Origin of the sequence: Streptomyces sp. NP-1717 (assembly GCF_022695985.1) — a bacterium.
GTDB lineage: Bacteria > Actinomycetota > Actinomycetes > Streptomycetales > Streptomycetaceae > Streptomyces.
Window position 1 is genome coordinate 1 of the sequence record NZ_JAAPBF010000192.1, and the last position, 14,069, is coordinate 14,069.

The window sequence follows — 14,069 nt, forward strand, 5'->3', positions numbered from 1 at the left end:
CAGGCGCGGGTCGGTGGTCACGACCTGGCCGGGGACCCGCAGTCGGTGCGTGCCGCGATCGGTGTCACGGGGCAGTTCTCCGCGGTCGACGGTCTGATCACGGGTGAGGAGAACATGCTCCTGATGGCGGACCTGCACCATCTCTCCCGTGCCGAGGGGCGGCGCGTGACGGCCGAGCTGCTGGAGCGGTTCGACCTGGTGGAGGCCGCGAAGAAGCCCGCGTCCACCTACTCCGGCGGTATGAAGCGGCGTCTGGACATCGCGATGACGCTGGTCGGCGGTCCGCGGATCATCTTCCTCGACGAGCCGACCACCGGCCTCGACCCGCGCAGCCGTCACACCATGTGGGGCATCATCCGCGGACTCGTCGCCGGCGGTGTCACCGTCTTCCTCACCACCCAGTACCTCGAAGAGGCCGACGAACTCGCCGACCGCATCGCCGTACTCAACGACGGCAGGATCGCCGCCGAAGGCACCGCGGAAGAACTGAAGCGGCTCATCCCCGGCGGACACGTACGCCTGCGCTTCACCGACCCGTCCGCGTATCAGACCGCCACCTCCGCTCTGACCGAAGTCACGAGGGACGACGAGGCGCTGGCGCTACAGATCCCCAGCGACGGCAGCCAGCGCGAACTGCGCTCCATCCTCGACTGGCTCGACTCCGCCGGCATCGAGGCCGACGAACTCACCGTCCACACCCCCGACCTCGACGACGTGTTCTTCGCCCTCACCGGCACCACCAACCCCACCACCACCGCCAACGTCCCCAGCCAGTCCAAGGAGAACACCCGATGAGTACCCTCGCCCTCGCCGTGCGCGACTCCAACACCATGCTGCGCCGCAATCTCCTGCACGCGCGCCGCTACCCGTCCATGACCCTCAACCTGCTGCTCACACCGATCATGATGCTGCTGCTCTTCGTCTACATCTTCGGCGACGTGATGAGCGCGGGCATCACCGGCGGCGGAGGCGACCGCTCCGACTACATCGCCTATCTCGTTCCGGGCATCCTGATGATGACCATCGGCGGGACCACCATCGGTACGGCCGTGTCCGTGTCCATGGACATGACGGAAGGCATCATCGCCCGCTTCCGGACGATGGCCATCCACCGGGGCTCCGTGATCGTCGGTCACGTCGTCGGCAGCGTGCTCCAGTGCGTGTTGAGCGTCCTTTTCGTCGGCGCCGTAGCCGTCGCCATCGGTTTCCGCTCCACCGACGCCACCGTCCTGGAATGGCTCGCGGCCTTCGGCCTGCTCGCGCTGTTCGCCACGGCGCTCACCTGGGTCGCGGTGGGCATGGGCCTCGTCAGCCCCAACCCCGAGGCGGCCAGCAACAACGCGACGCCGCTGATCCTGCTGCCGTTCCTCTCCAGCGCCTTCATCCCGGTCGACACCATGCCGGGCTGGTTCCGGCCGATCGCCGAGTACCAGCCGTTCACCCCCGCCATCGAGACCCTGCGCGGACTGCTCCTCGGCACCGAGATCGGCCACAACGGGTGGCTCGCCCTCGCCTGGTGCCTGGGCCTCGCGGTGCTCGGCTACTTCTGGTCGACGTCGAAGTTCAACCGCGACCCGAAGTAACGGAGATGACGGCACGGGCCGCCTCCCGCACCTCGTCCCCTCACAGGGCGGCGTACTCCGGCACCGCGCCGGAGTACGCCGCCCTGTTTCACGCGTCACGCACGCCGCGACCGTATTGACGGGAGCGTCCCCAAAGGCCACATTGATCCGGGGCAGGGGGGAACGGTATGGCTCTTGGGGAGGGCTGCCCGACGCCGTACGCCGCGCTGGAATCGCTCATGCGGCGGCGTCTTGGCAGGGAGTGTCTGTACGTGCCGTCGTGCCGGCTCGGGCTCTACGTGGCGCTGCGCCACTGGTGCCCGCCCGGCGGCCGGGTGCTGATGTCGCCCGTCAACGACGACGTGATCATGTTCGTGGTGCTCGCGGCCGGACTGCGCCCCGTCCAGGCGCCGTTGGACGCGCGGGACGGTTCGATCGACCCCGCGGCCGTCCCGGAGTCCGACTGGCGCGGGCTCTGCGCCGTACTGACCACGAATCTCTACGGGAACCCCGACCCCGCACCCGAACTGCGCTCCCGCTGCGACGCGTCGGGGATCCCGTTGATCGAGGACGCAGCCCACGCCATCGGCGGCGAGGTGGCGGGCCGGGCCGTCGGGACCTTCGGGGACGCGGCCGTGTTCAGCCTCTCCAAGCATGTGGGCGCCAAGACCGGCGGGTTCCTCGCCATGGCCGATCCCGCGCTCCGTACGGAGCTGGCGGCGGCCCGCGACGCGCTCCTCGAACCGGCCGCGCTCGCCGCCGAACTCACCTACGCCCTGCGGCCGTACGCGGAGGCGGGTGTGCGCGGGCTGCGGCTGGTCCGGGCCGCGCGGGGGCTGCTGCGGGCGGTCGGCGCCGAGGAGCGCCGGGGCATCCGGATGGAACTGCGCCCCGGTGAGCTGAAGGAGGCGCTGGCCGAGGGGCCGGGGCTGGACGGTTTCGACTCGTGGGTACGGGTGGACATGCGCCGGTACCGCGTCACACCGGGCCCGCTGCGCCTGCGCCGTACCGAACGGCTGCTGTCCGGTCTCGATCCGCTGCTCGCCGCCCACCGGGCGGGCACGGAACGCCTGTTGGCGACCCGGTGGGCGGCGCCCGCGCCGCCGGGGCCCGTCCGGCCGCTGTTCCGGGTGCCGTTGCTCGTCGCCGACCGGGACGCGGCCGTCGCCGCGCTCGCCCGGCGCCGGATCACCACCGGCTATCTCTACGACCCGCCGCTCGACGTGTACGCGGGCCAGGTCTTCACCGACGCGTCGCCGCGCCCCGCGCCCGCCGCCTGGTTCGCCCGCCACGCGCTGCCCGCCGACCCCTTACGCGCCCGCCAAGTCATCGCCGCGCTCGACGAGTCGGGGGCCGAGCCCGCGTCACCCCCGGTGCACCGCGGTGGCTGACACGGTGCGCTCGGACCCGGCGGCGAAGGGCGGGCCCGCCGCCGGACGGGACAGGGCCGGCACCGGCGGCGACTCGATGTTCCGCAACGCGTACGCGCTGATGCTCTCCACCGGAGTCTCCGCCGCCCTCGGTCTCGGCTTCTGGCTGGTCGCCGCCCGGTACTACACCGAGGAGGCCGTCGGCCAGGGCTCCGCCGCCATCGCCGCCATGCGGCTCCTCGCGTCCCTCACCGCGACCACCATGATCGGCGCGGTGGTGCGCTACGTGCCAAGGGCCGGACGGGCGACCGGCGCGCTCGTGTGGCGGGCGTACGCGCTCAGTTCGGCCGTCGTCTGCGTCGCCTGCGTGGTCTTCCTGCTGACGCTCGACCTGTGGGGCCCCTCGTACGCGCCGCTCAGCGGCGTCACCGCCGGGCTCGTCTTCACCGGCGCGTGCGTCGCCTGGGCGCTGCTCACCCTCCAGGACGGGGTGCTGACCGGGCTGCGCGAGGCCGTCTGGGTGCCGGTGGGCAACGCCGTCTTCTCCCTCGGCAAGCTGCTGCTGCTCGTCGTGTTCGCCACCGCGCTGCCGGTCCTCGGTGTCTTCGTGTCCTGGGCGGCGGCCATCGCGCTGTCCGTACTGCCGCTCGGCTGGCTGGTGTTCCGCCGCCTGATCCCCCGGCAGGCCGCCGCCGACCGGGACCGCGAGCCGCCGCGCCCGGCCGAGATCGGGCGGTTCCTGGCCGGTGACTCGGTCGGCGCACTGTTCAGCCTGGCGATGATCAATCTGCTGCCGGTGATGGTCGCCGTCCGCTTCGACGCGGCGCACAACGCGTTCTTCTACACCGCCTACACCGTCGGCGGGACGATGGAGTTCATGGCCATCAACATGGCCTCGTCCCTGACCGCGCACGCCTCGCACTCCCCCGAGCGGCTGGCCGACGGCGTACGGGGCGCGCTGCGCCGGATGACGGTGCTGCTGGTGCCCGTGGTGCTGGTGCTGGTGGTCTTCGCACCCCAGGTCCTCGCGCCCTTCGGCGCCGACTACGCCGAGCACGGCTCGACGGTGCTGCGCCTGCTGGCCGCCGCCGCTCTGCCGCGTGTCGTGGTGGAGCTGTACATCGGCGTGCTGCGCGTCCAGGGCCGTACGGGCATGCTCGCCGCCCTCCAGGGCGCCATGTGCGTGTCCGTACTCGGCAGCGCGGTGCTGCTGCTCGGGCCGGCCGGGATCTCGGGTGCCGGGCTGGCGATGCTGCTGTCCATGACGCTGATCGCGCTGGTGGCGGCGCCGGGGCTGCGGTCGGCGCTGAGCGGGCGCGGCCGGGAGCGCCGGGTCCGGGGCGCGGCGCGGGACACGGCGTTCGGGACGACCTGGGCGCGTGAGGCGGCCGAGCGGAGGCAGCGTACGGGAGGGGCGCCCGCCGACGCGGCGGAGGAGGCCGACCACCGGGCGGCCTGGGCGCGCCAGACGTCGTATCTGCACGGGGTCCACGACACGGCGACCCCGGCGTTCGGGATCCCCGTCCGGGAACCGAGGTCCAGGGCCCGTACGGAACAGGCGCGGCCCGTCGCACCTCCTTCGCCCGCCGCGCGCCCGCACCCTCGCGGGAACGGTCACCCGTCCGCCGCGGTCCTGTGGCTGCTCCTCGCCCTGGCCGCCGGGCTTCTCCTGCTCCCGCCGCAGGAGGCGGGCGACATCGGCGAGAACAGGGTGTCGGGTGCCGAACTCCTCGCCGCGCTGCCGCCGTTGACCCTCGGCGGCGGTGTCCTGCTGATCGTCGTCCAGTGCGCGGCCCTGGCGCTCGTACGGTCGCGTCCGCTCCTGCTCACGGCCGCGCTGCTGACCCTCTTCGGGGCGCTGCACGGGGTGCCTCGCCTCCTCGGCGTACGGCCCGAGGCGACGTCAGGTCCCTGGCACCGGCCGGTCGCCGACGCTCTCGCGCAGCTGACCGGTCAGGCGCGGGCGCCGGAGCTCCTGCCGGTCGTCCTGCAACTGCTCTGTCTGGGGCTGGTCGCCCTCGTGCTCCGTGTGTCGTTCGCGAAGGGGCGGGTGGACGGGCGGATCGTCGCGGCCGTCGTCTGGGTGCTCGCGGTGTGCGGCTGGGCGGCGCAGCGCGCCTTCGCGGCGGTCGCCGTTCCGGTGTCGGCGGGGTTGGCGGCGCTGGCGATCACCGCCGTACTGGCGCGTTTCGCCGCCCGAGAGGCCCACTCCGGGAGCTGAGCGTTTGCACGTGCCCGATATGTGAGCTGAACTGACTTATGTACGTCAAATCAGCTTCATTCTGAGGGGATGATGGCATGTCCACCGAGATCAACGCCCGTGACATCACACAGGACTTGGACGTCGACATGGACGCGGTCCTGAGCCCGAGCGAGGCCGAGGGCACCTACCGCGACAGCCGGGAGTGCGCCGCACTGGCGCTGGCCGCCGGTTCGGGCGCGGTCCTCCTTTCGCCGCCCACCCCCCGCCCGAAGAAGGGCTGACGGGAGACGTCGAATGGAGCAGTCAGGTACCTCTCCCCGCTTGGCGGGTGTGGTGCATGACCTGGCTTCAGAGGTGGTCTCCGTCCTACGGGACGGGGGCCACTCCTCTGTGGTGGGCGGCACCGTCGGCACCCTCGCGGACGACCGGCTGAGCCTGGCGGCGGTGCGCGTACTGGGCGCCGACGTCCTGCTGCCGAGCGTCCTGACCCGCCGCCGGCCGCTCCCGGACGACCTGGCGGTCTTCCGGCGCGCCGTCGTCACCTACGCCCCCGGCGCCACGTCGTCCGCGACGACGGTGTGGAGCCACTGGGCGATGACCCAGACCCTGCACAGACTCGACGTGTCCGGCACCGGGGCGAAGTCCGGTCCCGACGCGTCGTGGCTGGACACCCTGGAGTGGCCGCGGCTCACCCATCAGCTCTCGCTGCTGGCGTCGCTCGCCGTGCCCGGCGCCGATTCGGGGGTCGCCCAGGCCGCCGCGCGCAGACCGGTGGACGTGGCGCGGGGCTTCGTACGCGCCGTGCGGCGCCGTGACTGGCTCCAGGCAGCCGGTGCCGGGCGCTGGCTGAGCGTCATCGACGGTGTCCCCGGCACGCTCGGCCTGGACACCGGACTCGAATTCGTCGAGCTCATGGCCGGGGCCGACGCCCGGGTCGGCCTGCATGTGCACGCCGCGCGGCACATCCGCGCCGGGGGCCGCGGATGAGTACGTCCCGGACGGCCGGGGTGACGGCCGCATCGCCGGCGGCCGGGGGGTCGGCGGCGTCCCGTGTCTCACGGACCGCCCTGGAGTGGGTGGACGGCCACCGCGACTCCTTCCGTCTGCCGGACGACGTGCTCGACCCCGGCGCCGACGTCAACCGGACGCTGAAGCCGCTCGGGGAACTGGCCCAGCTCAGTTTCTCCGTCAGGGCCCGCGGCGCCCCCGGCTCCGACCGGCACCGCCGGGCCTCGGAGCTGCTGGACTTCGCGTGGGACCAGACCCGGCGGGGCGAACTCTTCCTGGAGCTGCTGCGCGGCGAGCCCTTCGCGACGTATCCGCTGGAGATCTACGCGGCCTTCGCCGCCGCGGGCCTGCGGCACGCCGGCTTCGAGGAGCTGGCGGGCACGGTGCGTCGTACGCGCGGCTGGGAGCGGATCGAGCAGGAGCCGAACCGGCGGCTCGGCGTGCTCAACTCCGAGCGGCGCGTGGGCCTTCCGCCGTACGGGGAGCCGTCGGCCGCGCTCGCGCGCACCTGGCTGGGCGGGCTGCCGGAACCGTGGACGTTCGAGCGGACGGCGGGCTACGGACTGACCCATGTCGTCTTCCACCTCACCGACTGGGGCAACGCGCCGCACCGGATGCCGTCCCGGCTCGGCGAATATCTGGCGACCTGGCTGCCCGCCTGGCTGGACACCTGCCTGGAGGCGGAGCAGTGGGACCTGAGCTGTGAGCTGCTCGCCGTCGCCGCGAGCCTCCCTGACACCTCGTCATATCCGGGGATCGCCCGGACGGTCGAGGCCGCGTGGTCCCGGATCGCGGAGGTCCAGGACGCGGCCGGCGGCATCCCCGAGAACGGCGCGGGGCGCCCGCACGAGCCGCCCCGGGACTTCGCGTACTGCTACCACTCCACGCTGATGGCCGCGTTCGCCGCCACGCTGGCCGACGCCCGCCTGGCAGCCGTACAGGAAGGCGTCGCATGACGACGGACAGCACCGACGACACCGCCGGGGGCAGCGGCACCGGCGCCGGTCACACGAAGCTCATCCACGGTGTCGGCGCGCGGGCGATGGACTGGCTGCACACCAACCGCGCCGGCTTCCGGCTCGAACCCGACGCCGACCCCGAAGTGGGCTTCCTGGAGCGCTTCAAGCCGATCGGCGAAGCCGCGATGATCTGCAAGATCCTCTTCCGGGAGGGGGTGGCGGGCTCACGGCAGGCGTCCCTCGCCCGCGGGCTGATGGACCATCTGTGGCGCGACGCCCTCGACGGCGGGCGGATGCTGGCGCGCGGCCAGCGGCAGGAGCCGATCTCGCCCATCCCCTTCGAGGTCTACCTGCCGTTCAAGGAGATGGGCTACGAGGAACCGGAGACCGAGCGCGCCGCACGCCTCAACCACCGGCTCGGCAGCTGGGCGGCCCTGGAGGTCCTGCCCGTACGGCGCCTGGGCATCTCCACGTACGAGCAGCGCTTCGGGCTGGCGCCGAGCACCCCGGTCGGGGAGGCCACCCGGCACACCTGGCTCGCCCGCACGCCCGAGCCGTGGACCGTGGAGGGCCACATCGGGTACGACATCACCCACACGGTCTTCCATCTCACCGACTGGGGACAGCGACCGGCCGGACTGCCGGCGGACATCGCGGACTACCTCGCGCTCTGGCTGCCGGTCTGGCTCGACGACTGGCTCGACCTGAAGCGCTGGGACCTGCTCGGCGAACTGCTCGTCGTGGACGCCTGTCTGCCCGAACCCACCCTGGACGAGCGGGTGTGGCGCGGTTTCGCCGCCGCGCAGCAGCCGGACGGGGCGATGCCGGTGGCGCAGGAGATGCCGGAGGGGAGCAAGGACGACGTGTTCGACATCGTCTACCACCCGACGCTGGTCGCCGCGCTCGCCTCCGTGCTGGCCACCTCGCGCGCCATGGCGCGCCTGACGGCCCCCCTCGCGTCATGACCGGGACCGGACTCACCGGCGACCTCACGCGCGTCGCCCGCGCCGCACTCGCCGGTACGCCGCACGACCGGCTCGACGCGGCGGTACGCGCGGTCGACGCCCCGGACGTCGTCTTCGCCGTCTCCGTGCACGGGCACCGCACCGTCCGCGCCTCGCCGGGCGCGGAGGGACTGCGGTACGAGATCGGGTCGGCGTCCAAGCCGTACGCCGGGCTGCTGCTGGCCCGGCTCGCGGGGGCCGGACGGGTGGCGTACGACGACTCGGCGGCGTCCTGCTTCGGGCTCCGGCCGCCGCGTCACGTCGCGCCGATCACCCTGCGGCATCTGATCACCCACACGTCCGGACTGCCCGCGCTGCCGCGCGACTTCTACCGGCAGGCGCTGCCGCACTGGACGACCAACCCGTTCGCGGGCTATCCGGCGCACCGTGTGGTCGACGCCTTCCTGGGCGCACGACCCCGCCACCGTCCGGGCACCCGCTGGCACTACTCCAACTTCGCCGTCTCCGCCCTCGGTCACGCGCTCAGCGCGGCGACCCGGACGGGCTGGGACGCGCTGATGGAGGAACAGGTGCTGGCACCGCTGGGGCTGAGCGGCACGACGACGCGCGGGGCCGGGGCGGCCGGTTCCGACGCGACGGAGGCCGTCGGGCGCGCCGCGGACGGTGTGAGCGAGGTGCCGCCGCTGCGCATCGGCGGCTTCGCGGCGGCCGGGGCGGTGCGGGCCACGCCGCACGACCTGCTCACCTTCCTGGAGGCCCATCTCCGTCCGGAGCGCACGCCGTCACTGGCGGACGCGCTGCACGCGGTACGGCGCCCCGTACTGCGCCGCGGCCTCGGCAAGGCGCACACGCACACCCTGACGTGGTTCCAGCACCCGACGGACGACGGTCCGGCGTACTTCCACTGCGGGGCGACGAGCGGGCAGCAGGCGTTCCTGGGGTTCTGTCCGGGGACGGGGACGGCGGTGGCCGCGGTGGCGACGCGGCGGTTCCGGCGGGCCGACGCGTTTGTGCCTACGGCGTACGGGGTGCTGTTCGGAGCGGATTGACCGGGGCCCCCGGGGGGGGGGGCTGTCCTCAAACGCCGGACGGGCTGAGGGTGGCCGCCCAGGGTCGGAAGGGTCCCCCGCAGCGGGGTGTGACTAAGGCAGGGGCTGGGTGAAGTAGTCGTCGGTGCCCGCTTCGCGGTAGCCCTCCAGCGCCGGGCCCTCGTTGACCGTCAGGTCGCAGTTGGGGCCCGGGACCGGTCTGTTCCAGTGGACCAGCGCCTTCACCTCCGGCATCGTCCGCACCGTCCCGGGGATCCGCGTGTACCAGTCGCGCTGTCTGTCGCGGTCCGCCGGATCCGGCACCGTGCCGAACTCCGCCAGCATCAGCGGCTTCTCGGCGGAGATGTTCTCCCGCAGCCAGTCGTACGTGGGGCGCTGGCTGCGGTCGAAGTCCTTCCAGTCGGTGGTGTCGTGGCAGAGGTAGTAGTTGTACTGGTCCATGCCGATCCAGTCGACGTAGTCGTCCCCCGGGTACAGCGCCTTCATCTCCCGCGCGCTGCCCAGATAGCCGGAGACCGTCCACACCCACACCACGTTCGCCACGCCCAACTCGTCGAACCGGTCACGGAGATGGCGGTACGCGGCGACGTACTCCTCCGGCGTGCCCGCGCCTTCCTTGATGCGGGCGTCGACCTCCTGGTCGAAGGAGAGGAAGACGCGCTTGCCGGTCTCGTCGCCGTACTCCTTGATGCGCCGCGCCTGGGGATCGATGATCTCCTCGTCGTACTTCCCGGAGGCGACGTTCGCCCAGCCCAGCTGGTCCTCGGTCCAGTTCTCGTGGTGCGGTTCGCGCCAGATCGTGGACTCCCAGGCCAGCATCAGCAGCCGGTCCTCACCCAGCTCCCGCTCGTCGGGCGTGAGGAGTTGGCCGTCGAGTTCGGTGTTCGACATGTCGTGGTAGTTGTAGACGAGGTCGAGCCTGCGGCCGATCTTCCGCTCGAAGGCGTACACCGCCCTGGTGAGCGAACCGTCGGCCGGGCCGTCCTGCGCGTACGGGACGTACGCTCCCCACCACGCGCCGCACGGCGGCTCCAGCAGGTCCGTCGCCGCGCAGCCGTCGTCCCCCGGCCCGTCCGACTCGGTGGCCCAGATGCCGATCCCGGCGATGAGCAGCCCCACGGCGACCAGGACGATCACGGTGTACGCCTGCTTCTCGACGTCGCTGAGCCGCGCCGCCATCAGCGGCCCCTCCGCCCGTCGCCGCCGACCGCGCCCCGCGTCGCGGCGGGCAGCGGGAGTCCCGGCAGGGCGGCGGCGACGGTCGTGACGGCCGCGAGCGTCACCAGCAGGGCGGTCGCCGAGAAGCCGCGCACCAGGAAGAGCGTGGTCGCGACGGTGACCGCGAGGGAGAGACTGAGCGGCGCGGCGAGCGCCACGGCCTCGATCCTGGCGGCCGGGCGCAGCGAGCCGCGCTGCGGGTGCAGGAGCGCCAGGCCGGGTCCGAAGCAGACGAACAGCAGGACCGGGATCCAGCGCAGTGGTGAACCGCCGGGCAGCGCTGTCGCCGCCACCGCGCCCCAGCCGGCGAGGGCGAGCGGTACTCGGAGCCGTAAATGATCCAAGGTCATGTGCCGTCGCCTTCCGGGGTCGGCCGGTACTCCAGGACGGTGCCGTACGGGTGGTCCTCCACGACCCGGAACAGCGGCGACGTCGTCAGCCGTGACCGCAGCGTGTCGAAGCCGCCCGGTGGCAGCAGTCCCTCGCCGGCCGCGTAGATGTCCTGCGTGCGCGTGAGGATCACGTACGCGTCGGTGCCGGGCGGGATGCCGTCGGAGAGATGGCGCGCGGGGTCGGCCAGCATCCGCTCGTTCTCGGGGAGTTCCTGCTCGGCGAAGAACCAGTGCCCGACCCGGTCGTAGCGGTGCAGCGCCTGCGGGAAGGAACCGGTGGTGGCGAGGATCAGGGCACCCTCGGGCGCCCGGTCGATGGTGCGGGTGACGAGCGCGGTCTCGGCCGGCGGGGTGTAGTACATCTTCTCCTTGCCGTAGTACGAGGGCAGGAACCCGGCCAGCAGCACGAGGAGGGTGACGGGCAGCGCGCCGTGGAGGGTGAGCGCCCGGGCCCGTCTCCGCAGGGGCCGTCGCGCGCCCCCGGCGGCGGGCACGAGTGCCGCCGCCGCGAAGAACGCGGCGCCGGGCAGGCCGAACAGATAGACGCGGAAGAGCATTTCGCCGCCGTAGTCGTTCACGACGAAGAGCGGGACGGGCGCCAGCGACACGAGCAGCAGGGGCAGCGCGGCGCGCACCAGCCGGCGCCGCAGGAGCAGCGCGACGCCCGCGAGCGCGGCGACGGCGAGCACCATCGACACGTTGGCGAGACCGGCGAGTTCCGGTCCGGGGCCGGTGAGTTGACCGGCGTATCCGGCACGGGAGTTCTGCGTGAGCCGGCCGAGCGAGTCGCGCAGGGTGCCCAGCGTCTCCAGGAACAGCGGCCGTCCCATCGTCAGGTCCCAGGCCAGCATGATGAGCGCGGCGACGGCCAGCAGGCCGTAGTTGCGGTAGCGGCGGGTGAGCGTGAGGGCGAACAGCGAGACGCAGAGCATCACCGGTGTGAGCTGGTGCGAGGCGTTGACGGCGAGGATCAGCGGTGCGAGGACGGCCACGCCGGCGGCGCGCTGCCGGGTGCCGGTGGGGGGTGGCACGGCGGCGGACGCCGGGTCCAGGAACGACCGGTCGCGCAGCCTGCCCGCCGATCCCGGCAGCACGAAGTGCCGGAGCACGACGGCGATCACCGCCAGATGCAGCAGATACGCGAAGCCCTGCGGCGCCAGATAGTCCTGCCCGACCCAGTTGGCGAGCTGGAAGATCCACACGGCCGTCCACACCAGCCGCCAGTCCTCGGTGAAGGTGCGGTAGAGCAGCACGAGCACCGGCATCATCAGCACACCGAGCACGATCGGCGCCCAGTTGAGGAACACGGCGGCGCCGTCCACACCGAAGGCGCGCACCAGCCCGCCGACGAGCGTGAAGAAGCCGGGCCACTGGTCGTAGGCGGACATGTTGCCCGACAGGGCGCCGTTCGGGCGCAGTTCGCCGTTCAGCAGGAACTGGTTGACGACCGCGTCGTGCTTGGAGGCCCACGGGTAGCGCACGGAGTCGTACAGCACGGCGGGTGGTGCCTTGAGTGCGACGAGGAGGGCCACGCAGTAACCGGCGGGCCACCACGGCGCGGTTCCGGCGCGGCGCAGTGCGGCCAGGAATCCGCAGGTGAGAAGGAGAAGCGCGGCGTAGAACGTGCCGGGGAAGCGGTCGAGGAGCCCGTAGTCGCCCATGGAGCGGAAGCCGGTGCGCGGCAGCGAGTACGTCCACAGGGCGGCACCCGCGAGCAACGGGAGCCAGGTGAACAGCAGTTGAGGGCGCAGTAGATGCCGGAGCCGTGGGAGCGCGCGGCGGGGCCGGGGATCGGGAGGCGGTGGATGTGTCGGAGCCGGGTCCTCGGTCCCGGGCCGGTCCTCGGCCGGACGGGTTCCGAAGTCCGGCGCGGGCACGCGTGGTTGCACGGTGCGACTCCCCCCACCCCTGTGGTCGCGGCCGTCACGCCACTCTCCCCTTCAGCGAATTATAGGAACTCTCCGCACTTTTGCGTGGCTCTCGTACATGTCTGTCGCAAGCCGGACAAGGGGCCGGCGCCCGGCCTCCGGCGGGCCCCCGTCGCGCCGGCCCTACCCCGCGAACTGTGGTCCCTTCACCCACGCGCGGGTCCTGCGGTAGAGGCGCCAGCCGACGGTCGCCGCCGAGTCGGGGAACGGCGCCGCCCTGGCGCCCTCCCCCGCCATCCACGCCTCCACGTCCGCGACCGTGTGGCCACGGCGCACGATGAGGCGGGCGATGCGGTACGTGTCGTCCGTCCCGGAGCTGAGCGCGTGGCGTACGGCGACGGCGGAGTCGTATCCGGCCCGGCGGGCGGCACCGCGCACGGCGCGGCTGTTGTAGCCGTGCGGGTAGGCGAGATGCGTGACCTCGTGGCCGAGTACGTCTTCGAGTACCGCCTTGGACTCCCGCAGCTCCCGGTCCAGTTCGGGCGCGCGGAGGGTGTCCAGCTGTGCGTGCGTGACCGTGTGCCCCCCGACCTCCAGGCCGTGTGCCTCCAGGGACGGCGCCTGCGCGAGCGTCATCATCGGCGCGGGCGGCAGCAGGCTGCCGCCGCCGGGGGTGATGGCGCCGGTGGTGAGGTAGGCGGTGGCGGGCAGACCGCGTCCCGCGAGCGCTTCGGCCGTCGCGCCCGGCAGATCGGCGAATCCGTCGTCGAAGGTGAGGACGACGGGGCGGGGCGGCAGCGGGACACCGCCGGCCAGCCGGCCGGCGAGCGCGCCGACGGTGACGGGGGTACGGCCACTGGCCACGACCGCGTCCAGATGTGCGGCGAACTGCCGGGGTGTGACGGTGAATTCGGCGATCCAGTCGGGCGGGTCGGCCATGACCGCGTGGTAGAGAAGCACGGGGATGCGCGCTTCACGGTCTCCCGGCGGCGTCATCGTCTCCCCCAGCGCGCCCTCGCGTAGCCCAGCGGGCCGTACAGCATGCCCCTGCGCTCCAGCCGGGACAGCGAGCGCGGCCACGGGTGTCCGTGGGTGCCGTGGGCGCCCGGCGCCCCCACCCCGGTCCCGTCCGTACCGGTCTCCCCGGGCCGGTGCGCGGTGATGGCGCGGGCGTGGGCCAGACCGCGCGGGAGCTTCGCGAGCAGCGAGGGCAGGAGGGAGGGGTCACGGCAGAGGACGGCGGTGAGGTACGCGGTGAGGCCGGCGCCGTAGCCGTACGCCTGGTCCCGCAGGTCCTGCCAGGTCTCCCGGTGGTGGTGCCAGACGAGGGCGTCGGGCGTGTAGCGCAGCCGGTGGCCGGCGGTCAGGATGCGGACGAACGCGTAGAGGTCGTCACCGCCCCTGGCGGGTGTGCCGGTGCCGGTGGCGGGGTCGAACCCGCCGACGGCGCGCAGCGCGGACACGCGGAAGGCCAT

14 protein-coding genes are annotated in these 14,069 nt (G+C 72.9%); 9 read left to right on the plus strand and 5 right to left on the minus strand.

The window, feature by feature from the left end; all coding sequences use genetic code 11:
• The 9 genes from GXP76_RS27785 to GXP76_RS27825 form a co-directional block, all read left to right on the plus strand.
• Nucleotides 1-795: ATP-binding cassette domain-containing protein (locus GXP76_RS27785; protein WP_242574362.1), on the plus strand; the 795-nt coding region annotated here is incomplete at its 5' end.
• Nucleotides 792-1,583 carry an ABC transporter permease gene (locus GXP76_RS27790; protein WP_242574363.1) on the plus strand — a complete coding sequence of 264 codons (792 nt, stop codon included), beginning with the start codon at nucleotides 792-794 and terminating at the stop codon, nucleotides 1,581-1,583. The genes GXP76_RS27785 and GXP76_RS27790, both read left to right, overlap by 4 nt.
• A gap of 218 nt (nucleotides 1,584-1,801) precedes the next feature.
• Nucleotides 1,802-2,953, plus strand: a complete 1,152-nt coding sequence (locus tag GXP76_RS27795) for a DegT/DnrJ/EryC1/StrS family aminotransferase (RefSeq protein ID WP_242574373.1) — start codon at nucleotides 1,802-1,804, stop codon at nucleotides 2,951-2,953.
• Nucleotides 2,946-5,153, plus strand: a complete 2,208-nt coding sequence (locus GXP76_RS27800; protein WP_374362823.1) for a lipopolysaccharide biosynthesis protein — start codon at nucleotides 2,946-2,948, stop codon at nucleotides 5,151-5,153. Before GXP76_RS27795 ends, GXP76_RS27800 begins: the two co-directional genes overlap by 8 nt.
• 77 nt (nucleotides 5,154-5,230) lie before the next feature.
• Entirely contained in the window at nucleotides 5,231-5,416 is a 186-nt protein-coding gene (locus tag GXP76_RS27805; RefSeq protein WP_242574364.1) for a hypothetical protein, read from the plus strand.
• A 13-nt stretch (nucleotides 5,417-5,429) separates the two neighbouring features.
• Nucleotides 5,430-6,122 (plus strand): hypothetical protein, encoded by a 693-nt coding sequence (locus GXP76_RS27810; RefSeq protein ID WP_242574365.1) that lies wholly within the window; start codon nucleotides 5,430-5,432, stop codon nucleotides 6,120-6,122.
• The gene (locus GXP76_RS27815; RefSeq protein ID WP_242574366.1) at nucleotides 6,119-7,099 is read left to right on the plus strand and encodes a hypothetical protein; all 981 of its coding nucleotides are present in this window, start codon (nucleotides 6,119-6,121) and stop codon (nucleotides 7,097-7,099) included. The genes GXP76_RS27810 and GXP76_RS27815 overlap by 4 nt, the downstream gene beginning before the upstream one ends.
• A complete protein-coding gene (locus tag GXP76_RS27820; protein WP_242574367.1) occupies nucleotides 7,096-8,067 on the plus strand; it encodes a hypothetical protein in 972 nt (323 codons plus the stop codon). Before GXP76_RS27815 ends, GXP76_RS27820 begins: the two co-directional genes overlap by 4 nt.
• A complete protein-coding gene (locus GXP76_RS27825) occupies nucleotides 8,064-9,116 on the plus strand; it encodes a serine hydrolase (RefSeq protein ID WP_242574368.1) in 1,053 nt (350 codons plus the stop codon). Before GXP76_RS27820 ends, GXP76_RS27825 begins: the two co-directional genes overlap by 4 nt.
• 93 nt (nucleotides 9,117-9,209) lie before the next feature.
• Here the strand turns inward: GXP76_RS27825 and GXP76_RS27830 are convergent, their stop codons facing one another.
• From GXP76_RS27830 to GXP76_RS27850, 5 genes are all read right to left on the minus strand, one after another.
• The gene (locus GXP76_RS27830; RefSeq protein ID WP_242574369.1) at nucleotides 9,210-10,295 is read right to left on the minus strand and encodes a glycoside hydrolase family 26 protein; all 1,086 of its coding nucleotides are present in this window, start codon (nucleotides 10,293-10,295) and stop codon (nucleotides 9,210-9,212) included.
• Complete coding sequence (locus GXP76_RS27835) at nucleotides 10,295-10,684, minus strand: hypothetical protein (protein ID WP_242574370.1); 390 nt, start codon at nucleotides 10,682-10,684, stop codon at nucleotides 10,295-10,297. Before GXP76_RS27835 ends, GXP76_RS27830 begins: the two co-directional genes overlap by 1 nt.
• Nucleotides 10,681-12,615, minus strand: a complete 1,935-nt coding sequence (locus GXP76_RS27840) for a hypothetical protein (RefSeq protein WP_242574371.1) — start codon at nucleotides 12,613-12,615, stop codon at nucleotides 10,681-10,683. Before GXP76_RS27840 ends, GXP76_RS27835 begins: the two co-directional genes overlap by 4 nt.
• Before the next feature lie 162 nt (nucleotides 12,616-12,777).
• A complete protein-coding gene (locus tag GXP76_RS27845; RefSeq protein WP_242574372.1) occupies nucleotides 12,778-13,533 on the minus strand; it encodes a polysaccharide deacetylase family protein in 756 nt (251 codons plus the stop codon).
• 53 nt (nucleotides 13,534-13,586) lie between these two features.
• Nucleotides 13,587-14,069, minus strand: a 483-nt coding sequence (locus GXP76_RS27850; RefSeq protein ID WP_374362829.1) for a glycosyltransferase family 2 protein, incomplete at its 5' end; no start/stop codon positions are given.

What these genes read in the sequence shown, in the direction of transcription:
- GXP76_RS27790 (WP_242574363.1), top strand. Translation starts at nt 792, where the DNA reads ATGAGTACCCTCGCCCTCGCCGTGCGCGACTCCAACACCATGCTGCGC.
- GXP76_RS27795 (WP_242574373.1), top strand. Translation starts at nt 1,802, where the DNA reads ATGCGGCGGCGTCTTGGCAGGGAGTGTCTGTACGTGCCGTCGTGCCGG.
- GXP76_RS27805 (WP_242574364.1), top strand. Translation starts at nt 5,231, where the DNA reads ATGTCCACCGAGATCAACGCCCGTGACATCACACAGGACTTGGACGTC.
- GXP76_RS27810 (WP_242574365.1), top strand. Translation starts at nt 5,430, where the DNA reads ATGGAGCAGTCAGGTACCTCTCCCCGCTTGGCGGGTGTGGTGCATGAC.
- GXP76_RS27815 (WP_242574366.1), top strand. Translation starts at nt 6,119, where the DNA reads ATGAGTACGTCCCGGACGGCCGGGGTGACGGCCGCATCGCCGGCGGCC.
- GXP76_RS27820 (WP_242574367.1), top strand. Translation starts at nt 7,096, where the DNA reads ATGACGACGGACAGCACCGACGACACCGCCGGGGGCAGCGGCACCGGC.
- GXP76_RS27825 (WP_242574368.1), top strand. Translation starts at nt 8,064, where the DNA reads ATGACCGGGACCGGACTCACCGGCGACCTCACGCGCGTCGCCCGCGCC.
- GXP76_RS27830 (WP_242574369.1), bottom strand. Translation starts at nt 10,295, where the DNA reads ATGGCGGCGCGGCTCAGCGACGTCGAGAAGCAGGCGTACACCGTGATC.
- GXP76_RS27835 (WP_242574370.1), bottom strand. Translation starts at nt 10,684, where the DNA reads ATGACCTTGGATCATTTACGGCTCCGAGTACCGCTCGCCCTCGCCGGC.
- GXP76_RS27845 (WP_242574372.1), bottom strand. Translation starts at nt 13,533, where the DNA reads ATGGCCGACCCGCCCGACTGGATCGCCGAATTCACCGTCACACCCCGG.